This window comes from Mycobacterium asiaticum (genome assembly GCF_001668675.1).
Classification (GTDB): Bacteria; Actinomycetota; Actinomycetes; order Mycobacteriales; family Mycobacteriaceae; genus Mycobacterium; species Mycobacterium asiaticum_D.
The window spans coordinates 1-17498 of record NZ_LZKQ01000011.1; the positions used below are offsets into that span (position 1 = coordinate 1).

The window sequence follows — 17498 nt, forward strand, 5'->3', positions numbered from 1 at the left end:
CGCCCAGCGAGGTCTTGCCGACCCCCGGGGGACCGGCCAGCACCATCACCGCACCGGAACCCCGGCCGCCGACCACCTGCAGCCCACGCTGCGCGCGCCGGGTGCGCACCGCCAGGTATTCGACGATGCGGTCCTTCACGTCGTCCAGACCGTGGTGGTCGGCGTCCAGGACGGCCCGGGCGGCGGCCAGGTCGGTCGAGTCCTCGGTCCGCACATTCCACGGCAGGTCCAGCACGGTGTCCAGCCAGGCGCGGATCCAGCCGCTTTCCGGGCTCTGGTCGCTCGCCCGTTCCAGCTTGCCGACCTCACGCAGCGCGGCCTCGCGCACCTTCTCCGGCAGATCGGCGGCCTCGACCCGCGCCCGATAATCGTCAGACCCCTCGGGCTCGCCCTCGCCCAGTTCCTTGCGGATGGCGGCCAGTTGTTGGCGCAGCAGGAATTCCTTCTGCGTCTTCTCCATGCCCTCGCGGACGTCTTCGGCGATCTTGTCGTTTACCTCGACCTCGGCCAGGTGCTCGCTGGTCCAGTCGATCAGCAGGCGCAGCCGACGGGCCACGTCGATGGTCTCGAGCATCTCGCGCTTCTGCACGTCGGACAGGTAGGACGCGTAGCCCGAGGTGTCAGCCAGCGCCGACGGGTCGGTGAGGCTGTTGACGTAGTCGATGATCTGCCAGGCGTCCCGGCGTTGCAGCACCGCCAGCAGCAATTTCTTGTATTCGGCAGCCAGCGCCTTGATCTCGTCGGTCGTCTCGGTGTCGGGGACCTCGGTGACCTCGACCCACAGCGCCGCACCCGGTCCGCTGGCCCCGGCGCCGATGTGTGCGCGCCGTTCACCCCGCACGACGGCTGCGGTGCCGCCACCGGCGATCCGGCCGACCTGCAGAATTTTGGCCACCACACCGTGGGTCGGGTAGCGGTCCTCCAGCCGGGGCGCGACCAGCAGCTCGCGTGAGTCGCTGGCCTGGGCGGCGTCGACCGCCGCGCGGGCGGCGTCGTCGAGCGCAATCGGCACCACCATCCCGGGCAACACGATCGTGTCGGTAGCGAACAGGACCGGCAGTGATTTGGCTTCAGCCATCAGATCCTCCAAAAGTTAAGTCTGACTGGCTCAACCCTGCCGGCAGGCCGTTTGTTCCCTGGACTGTTTCGCTACGAGCGTCACACCAGCGCAACGCTGGCCGCCGAGCGTCACGCTGGTGTTACGCCGGCGGCACCGGCCCCACCCGCCGTAGCTGCGTCACGTGTTTGGGGGAGAGTTCTTCGAGGCAGGTCACGCCCAGTAGGGCCATGGTGCGCAGCACACCGCTCTCGAGGATGTCGATCGCTCGCCGGACGCCCGCCTCGCCACCGGCCATCAACCCGTAGAGATAGGCCCGTCCTACCAGCGTGCACCTGGCGCCCAATGCGATCGCCGCGACGATATCGGCGCCCGACATGATGCCGGTGTCCAGCAGGATCTCGGTGTCGTTGCCCAGTTCGCGGGACACCGACGGCAGCAGGTGGAACGGCACCGGCGCCCGATCCAGTTGCCGGCCACCGTGATTGGACAGCACGATGCCGTCGACGCCGCGGTCGACGACCGCCCGGGCGTCGTCCAGCGTCTGAATCCCCTTGACCACGAGTTTGCCGGGCCAGTGCGACTTGATCCAGGCCAGATCGTCGAAGGTGACACTGGGGTCGAACATGGAGTTCAGGTATTCCCCGACGGTGCCCGACCAGCGGTCCAGCGACGCGAAGGACAACGGTTCGGTGGTCAACAGATCAAACCACCAGTGCGGGTGCGGAACCGCGTCCAGCACGGTCCGCAGCGTCAACGCCGGCGGGATGGACATTCCGTTGCGGACATCGCGCAACCGCGCGCCGGCGACGGGGACGTCGACGGTGACCAGCATGGTGTCGAAACCCGCCGCTGCGGCCCGCCTAACCAGGGCCATGGACCGGTCGCGGTCCTTCCACATGTACAGCTGAAACCATTTGCGTCCCTGCGGCACTGCCGTCGCGACGTCTTCGATGGAGCTGGTGCCCAGGGTGGACAGCGAGAAGGGGATACCCGCCGCGGCCGCCGCCCGCGCACCGGCGAGCTCGCCTTCGGTGTGCATCAAACGGGTGAATCCGGTGGGTGCGATGGCGAACGGCAACACCACCGGTTGGCCCAGCACATTCCATCCGGCCGTCACATTGGTGACATCACGCAGGATGGTCGGGTGAAATTCGATGTCGCGGAACGCTTGTCGGGCCCGCTGTATCGAAAGCTCGTCCTCGGCTGCGCCGTCGGTGTAGTCGAACGCCGCCTTGGGAGTCCGCCGTTTGGCGATCCGGCGCAAATCTTCGATGGTGAGCGCGGCCTCCAACCGCCGTTGGACGCGGTTGAACTGCGGCCGCTTGAACTGCAGCAGCGGCGCCAGGTCGCGGATTCTGGGCATCTGCCGCTTGACCGCCATCAGTTCATCTAACCAGTGTGCGAGTCTGGAGGTATGGCCCGCGATCGGTTCGAGCTGCAGCGTTTCGTGGACGCCCAGGACCGCGTCTACGACGACGTCGTGCAGGAGTTGCGGGCCGGCCGGAAACGCAGTCACTGGATGTGGTTCGTCTTCCCGCAACTGCGCGGGCTGGGCAGCAGCCCGACGGCAGACCATTACGGCATCTCCTCCCTCGAAGAGGCCCGCGCCTACCTGGAACACGACCTGCTCGGGCCGCGGCTACGCGAGTGCGTCCGGTTGGTCAACGACATTGCGGGCCGCTCGGCCGGACAGATCTTCGGCTCACCGGACGACTTGAAACTGCGGTCCTCGGTGACGTTGTTCGCTCGGGCCACCGATGACAACCAGGATTTCGTCGCGCTGCTGGACAAGTATCACGGGGGCGAAGAGGACCCGCGCACCGTAGCGCGGCTCAGCTAGGACGCAGAATCCGCCAGCCGTGCGGCTCGACGGTCACGCTGTCCACGACCTCCGCGGGCGGGGCCGTCGAACCGGCCAGCACCTCTGCCCGCTGCGAGCCCAGCTCCGGCAACGACAGCCGCAGCGGCTCGTCGTCGATGTTCAGGGCGACCAGCAGCGCGTCGTCGCCGTGCTGCGTCCGGTAGACGTAGTGCTTGTTCTGCAACAGCACGGCGCGGGTCGTCGCGGCGTGCAACCACGGGTGCCGGCGTCGCAAGCCGACCAGGAACTGGTGCAACGCCCATACGCGCTGACCTGATTCGTCGAGTTGCGCTGGGGGAGTGCCGAACTCCGGGCGGACCGCGTCGTCACCGCCGCGGCGCTCTTCCTTGACCCCGCGCCAGCCGAATTCGTCGCCGGCATACACGCTGGGGACGCCACCCACCGTCAGCAACAGCACCAGCGCGTGCGCCTGGTGTTCGGCGCGGTCGAGCTGGCTGGCGATCCGGGTGACGTCGTGATTGCCGACAAAGGTCAGGGGCGCGAACTCGTCGAGGAACTCGTTGTGCCGCTGCAGTGCCCAGTCCAGCTCGAAGAAGTTTCCGTCGTTGAGGCTGCTCCAGATCGCCTTCCACAACTCGTACTGGGTGGCCGAATCGAACCTGGCGGCCCGGACCTGCGCCGCGTAGTCACCGTGGATGAGTTCTCCGACGAACCAGACGTCGGGGTGGCGCTCGCGTACCCGCGGTAGCACCTCGGCCCAGAATTCATGCGGCACAACATAAGCCGCATCGAGGCGCCAGCCGTGCGCGCCCCGCTCGAGCCAGTGCGACATGACGTCGACGACATAGTCGGCGACTTCGGGATTGTTGTGATTGAGGCCGATCAGTTCGTCGTGGCCTTCGAAGTTGCCGCCGCTGAACCAGTCCGCCGAAGCGGGGTCGCGGTAGCGCGCGAAATCCGCGCCCACATGGTTGAACACGCCGTCGAGCAGGATACGCAGCCCTCGGCGATTCGCCTCGGCCACCAGCTGGTCGAAGTCGCCGTCGTCGCCGAGTCTCGGGTCGATCAGGTAGTGGTCCGTGGTGTCGTACCCGTGGGTGCGGGAGGAAAAGATCGGCCCCAGCGCGACACCGGAGGCGCCCAGTGCGATCGCGTGGTCGAACCACTCGGCGAGTCGGCGCAGCCGGTGTTCCCCCGGGCCCGGCGGATGTTCAGCGGGGAACGCTCCGACGAAGCCCAGGGGATAGACCTGCCACCAGATCGCGTGTTGCACCCAGACGGGTCCGGTCATGACGGGCCGATCAGCCGACGGCCGCCAACGTATCGGCTGTGCTGATCGCTTGCGCCACACCGGAAACGATCGCTGCGACCTTCAACGCCTCGAACACGGCCTCGCGTTCGACACCCGACTCGCGCAGCGTGTGCTCGTGCGCCACCATGCAGTGCGAGCAGCCGTTGATCGACGAGACCGCGAAGCTCCACAGCTCGAAGTTCGCCTTGTCCACACCGGGGTTGCCGATGATGTTCATCCGCAGGCCGGGACGCAGGTCGTCGTACTTGCCCTCGAGGAAGCCGCGGCCACGGTAGAACACGTTGTTCATCCCCATGATCGAGGCGGCACCCAGGGCCGCGTTGTAAGCCTCGGCCGACAGGTTGTCGGCCGCCTCCCCGCCGATTTCGCTCAGCACCCGGGCATTCCGGGTCGCCGCGGCGCTGGCCAGCAGGGTGCCCCAGAGCTGCTCCTCGTTCAGCGCGGTGGTGCGGGAAATCGAGCCCAGGTTGAGCTTGAGATCCTTGGCGTACTCGGGCAGCGCGTCCTTGAGATTCTCGATACTCATGTTTCCTCCTCTGTGCCCTCTACCCGCTATGCCGAAGCCTTGAGCAGCTCGCCGGCATCGATGGTCGGGTCGCCCTTGCGCCAGTTGCAGGCACACAGCTCGTCGGATTGCAGGGCGTCCAGCACCCTCAGCACCTCGTCGACGTTACGCCCCACCGAACCGGCCGTCGCGGACACGAACTGGATCTCGTTGTTGGGGTCGACGATGAACGTCACCCGGTCGGCGACACCGTCGGCGTTGAGCACGCCGGTCGCCTGGGCGAGCTCGCGCTTGATGTCGGAGAGCATCGGGAAGGGCAGCTTCTTGAGATCCTCGTGCTGGGCACGCCACTGGAAGTGGACGAACTCGCTGTCGATCGAGGCGCCGAGCACCTGGGCGTCCCGGTCCTCGAACTCGTCGTTGAGCTTGCCGAAGGCCGCGATCTCGGTGGGGCACACGAAGGTGAAGTCCTTGGGCCAGAAGAAGATCACCCGCCACTTGCCGGGGTGGTCGTCGCTGGAGATGGTGGTGAAGTAGTCACCGGGCTGCTTGGCATCGACCTTGGACAGGTCGCCGCCGATCAGCGCGGTCAGCCGGTATGCGGGAAACTGGTCGCCAATGGTCAGCAGAGACATGGCACTCCTTTTTCTGTACTGATTCAAATTTGACGGTTATGTCACCATATTGCCCCGTCACCGGCATGAAGTAAAGGTGATATATAGCACTGTATTATTAGGTATGACCGATAAGAGTTTTCAGCCCACCCTGGCCGGCTTGCGGGCGTTCGTCGCGGTGGCGGAGAAGCAGCATTTCGGCAGTGCGGCAACGACTCTCGGGGTTAGTCAATCGACCCTGTCGCAGGCCCTGGCCGGGCTGGAGGCGGGGTTGGGCGCTCTACTCGTCGAGCGGTCCACCCGCCAGGTCCGAGTGACCGCCGAGGGTGTGCGGCTGTTGCCGTTGGCCCGGGCGGCGATCGAGGCCGCGGACGCGTTCACCAACGCGGCGGCAGGCGTGTCCGATCCGCTGCAGGGCAGCATCCGCCTGGGACTGATCCCGACGGTGGCGCCGTATGTGCTGCCCACCGTCCTGGCCGGGCTGACCCGCCGGCTACCCGATCTCACGGTGCGCGTCGTCGAGGACCAGACCGATCGGCTGTTGCTGGTCCTGCGCGAGGGTGCGCTGGACGCCGCCCTGATCGCATTGCCCGCGGACACCAGCGGCATCAGCGAGATTCCCATCTACGCCGAAGATTTCGTACTGGCGCTGCCACCCGGGCACCCGCTGACGGGCAAGCCGCGGGTACCCCCGGCGGCGCTGGCGGAGCTGCCGCTGCTGCTCCTCGACGAAGGCCACTGCCTGCGCGATCAGGCCCTCGATGTCTGCCAGAACGCGGGCGTGCAGGCCGAACTCGCCGACACCCGGGCAGCCTCCCTGACCACCGCGGTGCAGTGCGTGGCCGGCGGGCTCGGCGTGACGCTGATACCGGAGAGTGCGGTGTCGGTGGAGACGGCACGCGGCGGCGTCGGGCTCGCGCGCTTCGGCGCACCCCGGCCCGGGCGGCGCATCGGGCTGGTCTTCCGGTCGTCCAGCGGTCGCGAGGAGGCCTATCGGCGCCTTGCCGGGATCATCGGAGAACTCATCAGCGAGGAACTGCCGGTACGCCTTACCCGCTGACGGACGTAAGGTTCGGCCCATGGAGAAGGTCATCGCCGTGCTCAGGCGCGCGGAATCGGACGAGGGCTGGTGCGCTCGCCAGCGCGGCCCGGTCGCCGAGCAATTGCTGCAACTGGGCATCCCGGGGCTGTCGGTCAACGTCCGCGACGACGCTGTGCGCGAGTCGCTGATGACGCTCACGACACTGGACCCGCCGGCAGCCGCGGTGGTGAGTCTGTGGACCCAGCAATGTTATGGCCAACAGGTCGCGGCGGCGCTGGACCTGCTTGCCGCCGAGTGCGAGCGGCTGGCCGCCTACCTGGTCACCGAATCCGTTCCACTGGCCGGCCCTGTGTCCGAACCAGGTTCCCGCACAACGGGTTTGGCCAACATTGCACTGCTGCGCCGGCCCGCCGAGCTGGACCAGGCGACCTGGCTGAACCGTTGGCAACTCGATCACACCCCCGTGGCCGTCGAAACCCAGTCCACCTTCGGCTACACCCAGAATTGGGTGGTGCGAGCGCTCACCCCGGACGCGCCGGGAATCGCCGCCATCGTCGAAGAGTTGTTCCCGCCGGAAGCGGTGTCCGACCTGAAAGCGTTCTTCGGGGCCGCCGACGACGCCGACTTGCAGCACCGGGTAGGCCGGATGGTCGCCAGTACTTCCGCGTTCGGCGCGAACGAGAACATCGACACCGTGCCCACCAGCCGGTACGTCATCAAGACGCCCTTTGTGAACTGAGGAAGGCCATGACAACACTCGTCGACGCAGTGGGACTCGCATCATCGGAAAGCGGATTGGCGGTGGTCTCCACCGTCCGCGCCGACGGCACAGTGCAGGCGTCGCTGGTCAATGTGGGCCTGCTGCCGCACCCGGCCGGGGGAGCGCCGGTCCTGGGCTTCACCACCTACGGCAAGGTCAAGCTGGCCAACCTCCGGGCACGACCCCCGCTGGCCGTCACCTTCCGCAACGGCTGGCGGTGGGCCACCGTCGAAGGCCGCGCGGAGCTGGCCGGCCCCGACGACCCGCAACCCTGGCTGAGCGGTCCGGATCAGTTGCGGCAGTTGCTGCGAGACGTGTTCACCGCGGCAGGTGGCTCCCACGACGACTGGGACGAGTACGACCGGGTGATGGCGCAGGAGCGGCGCGCGGTGGTGCTGATCGAGCCGAACCGCGTCTACAGCAGCAGATAGGATCCAGCGGTGACGCTGCTGATCGACGATGACAACCGGGTCCGCACGCTGACGCTGAACCGGCCCGAAGCGCTCAACGCCTTCAACGAGGCCCTCTATGACGCCACCGCGCAGGCCCTGCTGGACGCCGCCGAGGATCCGGAGGTTGCCGTCGTCCTGCTGACCGGTGCCGGACGCGGCTTCAGCGCCGGTACCGATCTCGCCGAGATGCAGGCGCGCATCACCGACCCCGATTTCCAGGAAGGCAAGTACGGCTTCCGCGGGCTGATCGAGGCGTTGACCGCCTTTCCCAAACCGCTGATCTGCGCCGTGAACGGCGTCGGCCTGGGCATCGGCGCCACCATCCTGGGCTATGCCGACCTGGCCTTCATGTCCTCGACCGCGCGGCTGAAATGCCCGTTCACCAGTCTGGGTGTGGCGCCGGAGGCCGCCTCGTCCTACCTGCTGCCGCGGCTGATGGGGCGGCAGAACGCCGCCTGGTTGTTGCTGTCGTCGGAATGGGTCGACGCCACCGAAGCGCTCCGAATGGGTCTGGTTTGGCGGGTCTGTGAGCCCGACGAACTGCTGCCCGAAGCCCGGCGGCATGCCGACATCCTCGCCGGCCGCCCGATCGCCAGCCTGATGGCGGTCAAGCACACCATGCTCGAACCCCTTCGACCGGAAATCGCCGCGGCCACGGCACGCGAAAACGCCCACTTCGCGCAATTGATGGGTGCCGCCGCCAACGCCGCCGCACTGGCGGATTTCAGCAACCGGCCGCGTTAAGCGACGTCAAGCAGAGGGGCTCAATTCGGCCTGCTCCACGCGCGCTGCCGCCAGGATCGCTCGCAGTGTTCGGCGGCAACGGCCGCAATCGGCGCCCGCCCCGCACGCCGCAGCAATCTCTTTGGAGGTCGACGCACCGCGCGCCACAACCTCACAAACAGTCTGATTGGTGGCTCCGACGCACAGGCAGACGTACATCAGCAAACACCCACCGAGTGGTCACCGAGGACTCCGTGTACTGGCCGCATATTAGTGGAGTCTAACCTAAGTGGGTTAGTAGAGTCTAACCTAAGTATTAAACACGCTGCCCGGTTCCCGCGTCGATCGGACGCGCCGACGGCGCAATTAACCCTGCGCCGACCAGCACCACAGGCATTACATTTAGATTGCTACACCCCGCACGGCTCGCTCCAGCCCAGCAGCCGGCGGTACGTCATGACAGCCTTCCCTAGGAGTGATCATGCAAGGTGATCCAGATGTATTGCGCCTGCTCAACGAGCAACTGACCAGCGAGCTCACCGCCATCAACCAGTATTTCCTGCATTCCAAGATGCAGGACAACTGGGGCTTCACCGAGCTTGCCGGCCACACAAGGGCGGAATCGTTCGACGAGATGCGGCACGCCGAGGCCATCACGGATCGCATCCTGCTGCTGGACGGTCTGCCGAACTATCAGCGCATCTTCTCGTTACGCATCGGCCAGACACTGCGCGAGCAGTTCGAGGCCGACCTGGCGATCGAGTATGAGGTGCTGGACCGGCTCAAGCCCGGCATCATCATGTGTCGCGAGAAGCAGGACAGCACCAGCGCCACGCTGCTGGAAGGGATTGTGGCCGACGAGGAAAGCCACATCGACTATTTGGAGACACAGCTGGAGCTGATGGACAAGCTGGGCGAGGAGTTGTACTCCGCCCAGTGTGTCTCTCGCCCGCCGAGCTGACCGCCCTTGGTCACACCACCTACCTGATTGGGCGGTCGGGATCAGGGGCATTCTCAGGCGCCCGATCTTGAAAGGTGGCAGTGACTACATCGAAGGTGCAGCCGACCGTCCCGGCCGAGCCAACAACGGACCCGGCGCCCGATAGCACGCTGATCACCCCGCAGCGGCGCAACTTCATCTTCCTGGCGATCGTGCTCGGGATGCTGCTGGCGGCGCTGGACCAGACGATCGTGGCAACGGCGTTGCCGACGATCGTTGCCGACCTCGGCGACGCCGGGCGCCAGTCGTGGGTGGTCACCAGCTACCTGCTCGCCTCGACGATCGCCACCGCGCTCGCCGGCAAGTTCGGTGACCTGTTCGGCCGTAAACGGGTTTTCCAGGTCGCCGTGCTGTTCTTCGTCGTGGGATCGGTGTTCTGCGGGCTGGCGCAGTCGATGACCATGCTGGTGGCCGCCCGGGCCTTGCAGGGGGTCGGCGGCGGAGCGATCACCGTCACGGCCAGCGCGCTGATCGGCGAGGTGGTCCCGCTGCGCGACCGGGGCCGCTACCAAGGCATGTTGGGCGCGGTATTCGGCGTCACCACGGTCGTGGGCCCACTGCTCGGCGGCTACTTCACCGACTACCTCACCTGGCGGTGGGCGTTCTGGATCAACCTGCCTGTCTCGGTAGTGGTCATCCTCGTCGCCGCCGCGGCCATTCCGTCCCTGACGGCCACCACCAAACCGCAGGTGGACTACGTCGGCATCCTGTTCATCGGGCTGGGCGCGGCCGGTTTGACGCTGGCCACCAGTTGGGGCGGCACCCTGTACCCGTGGGGGTCGGGAACCATCATCGGCTTGTTCGTGGGTGCCGCGGCAGCACTTGGGGTGTTCGTGTGGGTGGAAACCCGTGTCCCGCAGCCCATTCTGCCGATCCGCCTGTTCGGCAGCCCGGTCTTCACGGTGTGCTGCGTCCTCTCGTTCGTGGTCGGGTTCGCGATGCTGGGCGCGATGACCTTCCTGCCGACTTTCATGCAGTACGTCGACGGGGTATCGGCGACCACATCGGGTTTGCGCACGCTGCCGATGGTCGCCGGCATGCTGATCACCTCCACCGGTAGCGGCAGCTTGGTGGGCCGCACGGGTCGCTACAAGGTCTTTCCGGTGGTCGGCACGGCGCTGATGACGCTGGCGTTCGTGTTGATGTCCCGAATGGACGGCTCGACGCCCGCGCTGGTGCAGTCGGTCTATTTGTTCATCCTCGGCGCCGGCATCGGCCTGTCCATGCAGGTCCTGGTGCTTATCGTGCAGAACACCTCGAACTTCGAGGATCTCGGTGTCGCAACGTCGGGTGTCAGCTTCTTCCGCACCATCGGCAGCTCGTTCGGCGCGGCCATCTTCGGCTCGCTGTTCGCCAATTTCCTCAACTCCAGACTGGCCACGGCGCTGGCTGCCACCGGCGCCTCCCGCGACGCCGTGAGCTCGCCCGGCGCGCTGCACCGGCAACCGCCCGCCGTCGCCGAACCGATCGTGCGGGCTTATGCCGAATCACTGTCCCAGGTGTTCCTGTGGGCCGCGCCGGTCGCCGCGGTGGGATTCGTGCTCGCGTTGTTCCTGCGCGAGGTTCCGCTGCGCGACATCCACAACAGCGCCGTCGACCTCGGTGACGGGTTCGGCATGCCGAGCTCAGAGACACCGGAGCGCTTGCTGGAGAACGCGATTGCGCGGATGCTGCGGGGTGAACCGGGCGTGCGACTGCGCAGCATTGCCCTGCGCCCGGATTGCCGGCTCGATGTCGCCGGGTTGTGGGCGGTGCTGCGGGTGAACCGCTACGCCCAGTTCTTCGGTACCGCGCGCCTCACCGACATCGGCGACAACCTCCAAATACCGTTCGAGGTCCTGGAACCCACCTTCAACCGGCTCGCCGCGGGCGGCTACGTGGTGCGCGACGGCGACCGGTTGTCGCTCACGCCGGCGGGGCGGGAGCAGGTCGAGTATGTGTACTCGCTGTTGCTGAACTGGGTCATCGACAAACTGTCCCGGTCACCCGGTTTTGCGGGGCGTCCGGATCGTCGCGACGTCGAGGCCGCGCTCGGGCGCATCGCGTATCGCATCATCGCGCAACGAGACTGGTTCGAAGACTCGCCGCCGAAGGCTATTGCGGCGGGGTGACCTCGTCTTGTCCGGCGCCCGGTTCGCCAGCCCAACTGCCGGGCAGCATGGGCACTTTCGGGCCGCCGCCGTAGTCGTCGGCCAGGGTGGCCAATCCGGTTGCGTCCCCGGCCTTATCGTCGGCCAGCGTGCCGACGAGTCCCAGTCGGCCGGCGCCGCGTCCGGACGATTGCGCAATCCAGTCGGGATCGACGTCGACGTTCATATCCATGAATTCGTCCCCGTGATCGCGGGACCGGGCCTGCCGTCGGCGCCGCGCGCGGGCCGCTTCTCGGGCGGCCGCAGCCGTCGCCGCCGCGCTATCTGGTTGCGCGGCCTGCCTTTTGGTGGCGGCACTGGCTTTGGCGCCCATCCCGGAACCGAATCCGATGCCTGGCGGTGCCGCGGCATAGGGGGGCGCGAAACCCGTCCCACCGGTAGCGCCCGGCGCCGGTGGAACCGATGAAGGGGCTGAGCCCGCCGGGGGATTGGGGGCGGGCGCGCTCGACGGGGCAGGCGCCGCGGCCGGGGCGCTGACCGTAGCCAGGCCCGCCACGGGTAACAGGGCAGGCGCTGCCAGCGGCACCAATGCCGGTGGCGTCGCGATCGGGGATGGCAACGCGGCCAGCCCGGCCAATCCGGCCAGGCCACTGGCCGACGCGAGGGGAGCGGCCACCACGGGCAGCGCGGCCGCCAGGGCAGCGGGCTGACTCGTCAAGGTGAAGACCTCGGCCAGATGAGTGGGCCAGTCGAACAGTTCCAGGCTGACCAGGTATTGGATGGCCAGCACCGGGTTCGTCTGCAGGAAGACGAAGAACTGCTGGAAATCCTCGCTCAGCTCCAGCGTCCGGGCCACCCAGAACGCCGCGACGGTCGGGTCGCTGTAGTCGTCGTAGTCCAGCCCATTGAGGGTGCCCTGCAACGGGTTCCAGTTGTAGCCGAAGTTGCGCAGGATATTGGCGACGAAGTTGTCGAGCACATTGTCGACCACCGGATCGTGAGCGACGGTGGCGTTGCCGATACCGAACTGCTCGAGAAACGCGTCGAGCTGCGGGTTGTTGACCAAGTTCTCGAACTGGTCGAGCGGATTCAGCTGCGGGTTTCCGATGAAGTTCTGGTAGGCCTGCACCAGGTTCTGCAGGGACTGGTCGATTTGCTGCACGATCTTGGGCGGGGGCGGTAGTTGCGGCGCGGCCATCAGCGCCGCGTCCGAGGCGGCCTGGTAACCGTTCATCGTGGTGGCGGCCTGGACCCACATCCGGGTGTAGTCGGCTTCGTTGACAGCGATCGGAATGGTGTTGACGCCAAAGAAGTTCGTGGCCAACAGAGCCGCGTGGGTGGCGTGGTTGGCGGCCAGCTCGGCCAAAGTTGGCATCGCCGCCAACGCCGCGGCATAGGCACCGGCGACAGCCTCGGCACGCGCGGCGGTTTCCGAGCTCGCCGCACTCGCCTCCTGTAGCCACGCCAGATACGAAAGGTGCGCGGCCACATACGATTCGGCGCTGGGACCGTGCCATGCCGCGCCCTGAACCGCGCCCAGCACCGCCAGGAGATCGTCCGCCGCCGATTCGTATTCGGTGCTCAGCGATGCCCACGCCGCAGCTGCCGTCAACAAGGCGCCCGGGCCAGGACCACTGTTGAGTAGCGCTGAGTGCACCTCCGGTGGCGAGGCCATCCACACCGGATTCGCGCCGGCAAGCCAGCCCTCAGCCCCGGACGATTGCACAGCGACACCCCATCCCGAATCGGAATATTTGAACTTCTTATATAGTGAACATGATTTTCATGTGCGGCAAGTGTGGGGGTGCGGCCGATACCGAATGCCGAGGCCGCGGGCGTACCATCTCGCCATGAGCCGAATCGGAACTTTCGCAGATGACGACGTTGCTGGCTGGGTCCTCAAATCCCCCGAACTCGGCGGCGCGATGGCCAATTTCAGCCGCGCCGTGTACACCAGCAACCGGCTGCCTTTGCGCACTCGCGAGATCGCGCGTGCCGTGATCGCCAACAACAACGAGTGCATCGTCTGTGCCAACACCCGCGACGCCGACGGGCCTGCGGCCGGGGTCGACGAGGAGCTGTACGAGCACGCCGCCGAATGGCGGACCTGGCCGGGATACAGCGCGCAGGAGCGGTTGGCGGCCGAATTCGCGCACCGGTTCTCCACCGAACACACCGTCCTGCGGGACGACGAAGACTTCTGGGCGCGGGCCGCGGAACACTTTACCGAGGAGTTGCTGGCCGACCTGGCCATCTCGTGTGCGCTGTGGGTGGGCATGGGCCGCGTGCTGCGGACCCTCGACATCGGCCAGGCGTGCAAGCTGACCCTGCCCAGCCGGGCCTGACGACGACGCGCCCGCCCACGCCGGCGGGTGCGATCGGCTGGCTCGAGGCCCAGGGCGTCGACAGCGTCATCGGCACCGTCGTGAATCCCGCGGGTCTGACCCACGCCAAGACGGTGCCGGTCCGCCGGATCAACGCCTTCGCCGATCCGGGGCTCGGAGCCAGTCCGTCATGGCACGCGTTCGCCATCGACCAGACCGGCATCGCGTTCACCGACAAGGTCGGCGCGGTCGGCGATCAGCGCCTGCGCATCGACCTGACCGCCCTCCGCGTCCTTGGTGACGGCCTGGCCTGGGCGCCGGCCGAATTCTTCGAGCAGGACGGTTCTCCCGTTGCGCTGTGCGCCCGAGGCGCACTCAAGCGAGTCGAGAACGCGCTGGCCGAGGCCGGCATCGATGCGGTCGTCGGCCACGAACTCGAATTCGTTCTCGTAGACCCGCACGGCGACCGCCTGCCCGCCACATTGTGGGCTCAGTACGGGCTCGCCGGCGTCCTCGAGCACGAGGCCTTCGTCCGCGACGTGACCGTCGCCGCTACGTCGGCGGGTGTCGCGATGGAGCAGTTCCATCCGGAATACGGGGCGAACCAATTCGAGATCTCTCTGGCACCGCGCTCGCCGGTGGCCGCGGCCGACCATCTGGTCCTGATGCGGATCATCGTCGCCCGCGCCGCCCGCAGGCACGGCCTGCGGGTCAGCCTGTCTCCGGCACCCTTCACCGGCAGCGCCGGATCCGGTGCGCACCAGCATTTCTCGCTACACCGGCAAGAACGGCCGCTGTTCTCCGGCGGCACCGGGCCCGGCGGCATGACCGGGGCGGGCCAGGCCGCGGTGGCGGGGGTGCTGCGCGGCCTGGCCGGCGCGCAGGGGCTGCTGTGCGGTTCCATCCTGTCCGGGTTGCGGATGCGGCCCGGGAACTGGGCCGGGGCGTATGCCTGTTGGGGCATCGAGAACCGTGAAGCTGCGCTGCGATTCATCGAGGCCGGCCCGGCCAATCCGCACGGCGCCAACGTCGAGGTCAAGATCGTCGACCCGTCGGCCAACCCCTACTACGCAACGGCGGCCATTCTCGGGCTCGCGCTCGAGGGCATCAAAACCGACGCGACGCTACCGGCGCAGACGACGAAAGATCCCGCCCTGCTTTCGGCGGCGGAGCGGGCCGCTGCGGGTATCGCTCTGCTACCCGATGGCCACACGGAAGTTATTGCTGCGCTTGATGAGTCGACTCTGCTGCGGTCGATTCTGACCGACTCGGTGGTCGACATGGTGGTCGCGGTGCGCACGATGGAGCACGACCGCTACGGCGGACTCGATCCCGACGCGCTGGCGGACAGGTTCCGGATGGCCTGGAGCCTATGACTGCGCCGCTGCCGGATACGCGACTCGCCCAGCACGTCCAGCAGGTGGCGCTGATCGATCAGCACATGCACGGCTGCTGGTTGCGCGCGGGGGACCGCCGCCGCTTCGAGAATGCCCTCAACGAAGCCAACACGCAGCCCCTCGCCGAGTTCGACTCGGGTTTCGACACCCAACTCGGATTCGCGCTGCGCAACCACTGCGCCCCGGTGCTGGGCCTGCCCAGACACGTTGACGCGGAAGCATATTGGGCACGCCGTTGCCAGTTGAGCGAGCCCGAGCTGGCCGGTTTGTTCCTGCCGGCCGCCGGGGTGAGCACCTGGCTGGTCGATACCGGTCTCGGCGACGACATCAGTGGCGTCGCGCAGTTCACCGAGCTGAGCGGGGGTCGCGCGGCGGAAATCGTCCGCCTCGAGCAGGTCGCCGAGGAAGCCGCGCAGGCCCCGGGCGACTACGCCGGAGCCTTCGAAGAGATCCTGCACCGCCGCGCCGCCGCGGCCGTGGGCACCAAGTCGATCCTGGCCTACCGCGGTGGGTTCGAGGGTGATCTGAGCGAACCATCACCGGCGGAAGTCGAACAGGCTGCGGGACGCTGGCGCGACGCGGGCGGCCGCCGCTGCACCGATCGGGTGCTGCTGCGCTTCGGTCTGCACCAGGGACTGCGGCTGGGCAAGCCGCTGCAGTTCCATGCCGGCCTGGGGGACCGGGATTGCGACCTGCACAAGACCAATCCGCTGTGGCTGCTCGACTTCCTTCGCCAGTCCGGAGACACCCCGATCGTATTGCTGCACTGCTATCCCTACGAGCGCGAAGCGGGCTACCTGGCCCAGGCGTTCAACAACGTCTACCTCGACGGCGGGCTGACGGTGAACTTTCTCGGCGCCCGGGCGCCGGCATTCGCCGCCCGGCTGCTCGAACTCGCGCCGTTCCGCAAGATCCTGTACTCGTCCGACGGTTTCGGGCCCGCGGAGCTGCATTACCTCGGCGCCGTCCTGTGGCGCAGCGCCATTTACCGCGCCCTGCAGGGCTTCGTCGACAGCGGGGACTGGTGTGAAAGCGACGCAATCCGGGTAGTCGATCTCATCGCACACGACAACTCCGCCCGCGTCTACCAGCTGGACGCCGGCCCACGCTAGGACAGGATCTCCGACATGGGCGTCTTCGGCGAAGCCATGGAGTGGGCCCGCAAGCAGGTCACGTCCAGGGTTCCCAAAGCCGATCTGGACCAGCGCGACCCCGACTACATCCGCGACCAGCTGCCCGGCACCTGGCTGCTCGCCTCGCTCTACTTCCGCGCCGACGTACGCGGGCTGGACCGCATTCCGCCCGAGGGCCCGGTGCTGCTGGTCGGCAATCACAGCGGCGGTAACGTCCCGCCCGACACCTTCGTCTTCACCCTCGCGTTCTGTTCCTACTTCGGTGTGGAGCGCCCCTTCTACCAGCTGGCCCACAACCTTGTCGTCTCCGCACCGCCGCTGGGCTGGCTGCGTAAGTTCGGCACCGTCGCCGCGAACCACGAAAACGCCCGCCTGGCACTGGAATCCGGGGCCGCACTGCTGGTCTATCCCGGTGGGGACTACGAAGTCTTCCGGCCATCGTGGGAGCGGCACAAGGTCGACTTCGGCGGGCGGATGGGTTACGTGCGACTGGCCCGGGAGGCCGGCGTGCCGATCGTTCCGGTGGCCAGTGTGGGCGGCCAGGAGAGCGCGTTGTTCCTCAACCGCGGCCAGTGGCTGGCCAAACTGCTGATGGCGGATAAGTTGTTGCGGCTCAAGAGCATTCCGATATCGCTGGCGCTGCCGTGGGGCCTGAACATCAGTGACCTGGCGGGACATATTCCGCTGCCCACCAAGATCGTGATCGAGGTGCAGGAGCCGATCGAGGTCGACGGCGATGACCAGGCGGTGCACGACAAGGTAATGGAAAGTCTGCAGGGCGGCGTCGATCGGTTGGCCGCACAACGTCGATTCCCGGTGTTGGGCTGATGCGCGTCGAACGCCGGTGTGTGGTCAAGGCCGACCGCGATGCGGTCTGGAAGATCGTCAGCGACCCGGACACCTATCCGTCCTTCATGAGCAACCTCGAGCGCTGGGAGGCGGCCAACGACCAGCCGCCCGGCGCCGGCGCCCGCTACATCGTGCACTGGAAGATCGGCTCGGTACCCGTCGGCGGGCTGATCGAAGTCGTGGAGTTCGACGAGAACCGCGACGTGGCGTTCGTCGGGATCACCGGGATCACGTTGCGCGGCCGGATCCGGCTGCGCGACGGCGGGGACGGCGAGACCAAGGTGACATTCCGGCTGTCCTATCAGGCGCCGGGTGGCATATTCGGCTATATCGCCGATCGCATCGCGGTGCGCCAGGTAGGGCGCACGCTTTCCGAGACGCTCAAACGCCTGAAGGTGCTCGCCGAGCCCTAGCT

General features: G+C 67.2%; 19 protein-coding genes. 12 read left to right on the top strand and 7 right to left on the bottom strand.

All coding sequences use genetic code 11. The features are described from left to right. Together A9X01_RS00805 and A9X01_RS00810 are read right to left on the bottom strand one after the other, a co-directional pair. Window positions 1-1078 (bottom strand): LON peptidase substrate-binding domain-containing protein (locus A9X01_RS00805; protein ID WP_172832424.1); only part of this gene is annotated, 1078 nt, incomplete at its 3' end. Between the two features lie 121 nt (window positions 1079-1199). Further along, complete coding sequence (locus A9X01_RS00810; protein WP_065118853.1) at window positions 1200-2441, bottom strand: alpha-hydroxy acid oxidase; 1242 nt, start codon at window positions 2439-2441, stop codon at window positions 1200-1202. A gap of 33 nt (window positions 2442-2474) precedes the next feature. Between A9X01_RS00810 and A9X01_RS00815 the strand changes: the two genes are divergently transcribed. Further along, complete coding sequence (locus A9X01_RS00815) at window positions 2475-2900, top strand: DUF1810 domain-containing protein (protein WP_065118854.1); 426 nt, start codon at window positions 2475-2477, stop codon at window positions 2898-2900. Here the strand turns inward: A9X01_RS00815 and A9X01_RS00820 are convergent. From A9X01_RS00820 to A9X01_RS00830, 3 genes are read right to left on the bottom strand one after another with little or no spacing between them, the layout of a single operon-like run. After that, on the bottom strand, window positions 2893-4173 hold the full coding sequence (locus A9X01_RS00820; protein ID WP_065118855.1) for an alpha-amylase family glycosyl hydrolase: 1281 nt from the start codon (window positions 4171-4173) through the stop codon (window positions 2893-2895). The genes A9X01_RS00815 and A9X01_RS00820 overlap by 8 nt on opposite strands. A 10-nt stretch (window positions 4174-4183) precedes the next feature. Beyond that, window positions 4184-4720, bottom strand: coding sequence for an alkyl hydroperoxide reductase (locus tag A9X01_RS00825; RefSeq protein WP_065118856.1), 537 nt, complete (start codon window positions 4718-4720; stop codon window positions 4184-4186). A 26-nt stretch (window positions 4721-4746) separates the two neighbouring features. Then, window positions 4747-5334, bottom strand: coding sequence for a peroxiredoxin (locus A9X01_RS00830; RefSeq protein ID WP_065118857.1), 588 nt, complete (start codon window positions 5332-5334; stop codon window positions 4747-4749). A gap of 103 nt (window positions 5335-5437) precedes the next feature. Here A9X01_RS00830 and A9X01_RS00835 point away from each other — a divergent pair, with 103 nt between their 5' ends. The 4 genes from A9X01_RS00835 to A9X01_RS00850 are packed head-to-tail and all read left to right on the top strand — an operon-like array spanning window position 5438 to window position 8311. Then, window positions 5438-6373, top strand: coding sequence for a hydrogen peroxide-inducible genes activator (locus A9X01_RS00835; protein ID WP_065118858.1), 936 nt, complete (start codon window positions 5438-5440; stop codon window positions 6371-6373). 19 nt (window positions 6374-6392) lie between these two features. After that, window positions 6393-7094, top strand: coding sequence for a hypothetical protein (locus A9X01_RS00840; RefSeq protein ID WP_065118859.1), 702 nt, complete (start codon window positions 6393-6395; stop codon window positions 7092-7094). An 8-nt stretch (window positions 7095-7102) separates the two neighbouring features. Beyond that, entirely contained in the window at window positions 7103-7546 is a 444-nt protein-coding gene (locus tag A9X01_RS00845; protein ID WP_065118860.1) for a TIGR03618 family F420-dependent PPOX class oxidoreductase, read from the top strand. A gap of 9 nt (window positions 7547-7555) precedes the next feature. Beyond that, entirely contained in the window at window positions 7556-8311 is a 756-nt protein-coding gene (locus A9X01_RS00850; RefSeq protein WP_065118861.1) for an enoyl-CoA hydratase/isomerase family protein, read from the top strand. 6 nt (window positions 8312-8317) lie between these two features. Here A9X01_RS00850 and A9X01_RS28665 read toward each other — a convergent pair whose 3' ends face one another. Then, a complete protein-coding gene (locus tag A9X01_RS28665) occupies window positions 8318-8509 on the bottom strand; it encodes a (2Fe-2S)-binding protein (RefSeq protein ID WP_081282136.1) in 192 nt (63 codons plus the stop codon). Window positions 8510-8771: 262 nt separating this feature from the next. Here A9X01_RS28665 and bfr point away from each other — a divergent pair, with 262 nt between their 5' ends. Both bfr and A9X01_RS00860 read left to right on the top strand, forming a co-directional pair. Further along, window positions 8772-9251: a bacterioferritin gene (bfr, locus tag A9X01_RS00855; RefSeq protein ID WP_065034228.1), complete on the top strand. Its 480-nt coding sequence runs from the start codon at window positions 8772-8774 to the stop codon at window positions 9249-9251. A 95-nt stretch (window positions 9252-9346) separates the two neighbouring features. Next, entirely contained in the window at window positions 9347-11401 is a 2055-nt protein-coding gene (locus A9X01_RS00860) for an MDR family MFS transporter (protein WP_065118862.1), read from the top strand. On the opposite strand, the gene A9X01_RS00865 is transcribed toward A9X01_RS00860, so the two are convergent. Next, complete coding sequence (locus A9X01_RS00865) at window positions 11385-13055, bottom strand: PPE family protein (RefSeq protein WP_065118906.1); 1671 nt, start codon at window positions 13053-13055, stop codon at window positions 11385-11387. The two genes, A9X01_RS00860 and A9X01_RS00865, sit on opposite strands and share 17 nt — an antisense overlap. A 175-nt stretch (window positions 13056-13230) precedes the next feature. Here A9X01_RS00865 and A9X01_RS00870 point away from each other — a divergent pair, with 175 nt between their 5' ends. The 5 genes from A9X01_RS00870 to A9X01_RS00890 are packed head-to-tail and all read left to right on the top strand — an operon-like array spanning window position 13231 to window position 17496. Beyond that, complete coding sequence (locus A9X01_RS00870) at window positions 13231-13725, top strand: carboxymuconolactone decarboxylase family protein (protein ID WP_065118907.1); 495 nt, start codon at window positions 13231-13233, stop codon at window positions 13723-13725. Further along, complete coding sequence (locus A9X01_RS00875) at window positions 13722-15080, top strand: type I glutamate--ammonia ligase (RefSeq protein ID WP_065118908.1); 1359 nt, start codon at window positions 13722-13724, stop codon at window positions 15078-15080. Before A9X01_RS00870 ends, A9X01_RS00875 begins: the two co-directional genes overlap by 4 nt. Further along, complete coding sequence (locus A9X01_RS00880) at window positions 15077-16213, top strand: amidohydrolase family protein (protein WP_065118863.1); 1137 nt, start codon at window positions 15077-15079, stop codon at window positions 16211-16213. The genes A9X01_RS00875 and A9X01_RS00880 overlap by 4 nt, the downstream gene beginning before the upstream one ends. A 15-nt stretch (window positions 16214-16228) precedes the next feature. Then, on the top strand, window positions 16229-17062 hold the full coding sequence (locus tag A9X01_RS00885) for a lysophospholipid acyltransferase family protein (protein WP_065118864.1): 834 nt from the start codon (window positions 16229-16231) through the stop codon (window positions 17060-17062). Next, a complete protein-coding gene (locus A9X01_RS00890; protein WP_065118865.1) occupies window positions 17062-17496 on the top strand; it encodes an SRPBCC family protein in 435 nt (144 codons plus the stop codon). The genes A9X01_RS00885 and A9X01_RS00890 overlap by 1 nt, the downstream gene beginning before the upstream one ends. Window positions 17497-17498 lie beyond the last annotated feature (2 nt).

What these genes read in the sequence shown, in the direction of transcription:
- A9X01_RS00810 (WP_065118853.1), bottom strand. Translation starts at nt 2,441, where the DNA reads ATGGCGGTCAAGCGGCAGATGCCCAGAATCCGCGACCTGGCGCCGCTG.
- A9X01_RS00815 (WP_065118854.1), top strand. Translation starts at nt 2,475, where the DNA reads ATGGCCCGCGATCGGTTCGAGCTGCAGCGTTTCGTGGACGCCCAGGAC.
- A9X01_RS00820 (WP_065118855.1), bottom strand. Translation starts at nt 4,173, where the DNA reads ATGACCGGACCCGTCTGGGTGCAACACGCGATCTGGTGGCAGGTCTAT.
- A9X01_RS00825 (WP_065118856.1), bottom strand. Translation starts at nt 4,720, where the DNA reads ATGAGTATCGAGAATCTCAAGGACGCGCTGCCCGAGTACGCCAAGGAT.
- A9X01_RS00830 (WP_065118857.1), bottom strand. Translation starts at nt 5,334, where the DNA reads ATGTCTCTGCTGACCATTGGCGACCAGTTTCCCGCATACCGGCTGACC.
- A9X01_RS00835 (WP_065118858.1), top strand. Translation starts at nt 5,438, where the DNA reads ATGACCGATAAGAGTTTTCAGCCCACCCTGGCCGGCTTGCGGGCGTTC.
- A9X01_RS00840 (WP_065118859.1), top strand. Translation starts at nt 6,393, where the DNA reads ATGGAGAAGGTCATCGCCGTGCTCAGGCGCGCGGAATCGGACGAGGGC.
- A9X01_RS00845 (WP_065118860.1), top strand. Translation starts at nt 7,103, where the DNA reads ATGACAACACTCGTCGACGCAGTGGGACTCGCATCATCGGAAAGCGGA.
- A9X01_RS28665 (WP_081282136.1), bottom strand. Translation starts at nt 8,509, where the DNA reads ATGTACGTCTGCCTGTGCGTCGGAGCCACCAATCAGACTGTTTGTGAG.
- bfr (WP_065034228.1), top strand. Translation starts at nt 8,772, where the DNA reads ATGCAAGGTGATCCAGATGTATTGCGCCTGCTCAACGAGCAACTGACC.
- A9X01_RS00865 (WP_065118906.1), bottom strand. Translation starts at nt 13,055, where the DNA reads ATGGCCTCGCCACCGGAGGTGCACTCAGCGCTACTCAACAGTGGTCCT.
- A9X01_RS00870 (WP_065118907.1), top strand. Translation starts at nt 13,231, where the DNA reads ATGAGCCGAATCGGAACTTTCGCAGATGACGACGTTGCTGGCTGGGTC.
- A9X01_RS00880 (WP_065118863.1), top strand. Translation starts at nt 15,077, where the DNA reads ATGACTGCGCCGCTGCCGGATACGCGACTCGCCCAGCACGTCCAGCAG.
- A9X01_RS00885 (WP_065118864.1), top strand. Translation starts at nt 16,229, where the DNA reads ATGGGCGTCTTCGGCGAAGCCATGGAGTGGGCCCGCAAGCAGGTCACG.
- A9X01_RS00890 (WP_065118865.1), top strand. Translation starts at nt 17,062, where the DNA reads ATGCGCGTCGAACGCCGGTGTGTGGTCAAGGCCGACCGCGATGCGGTC.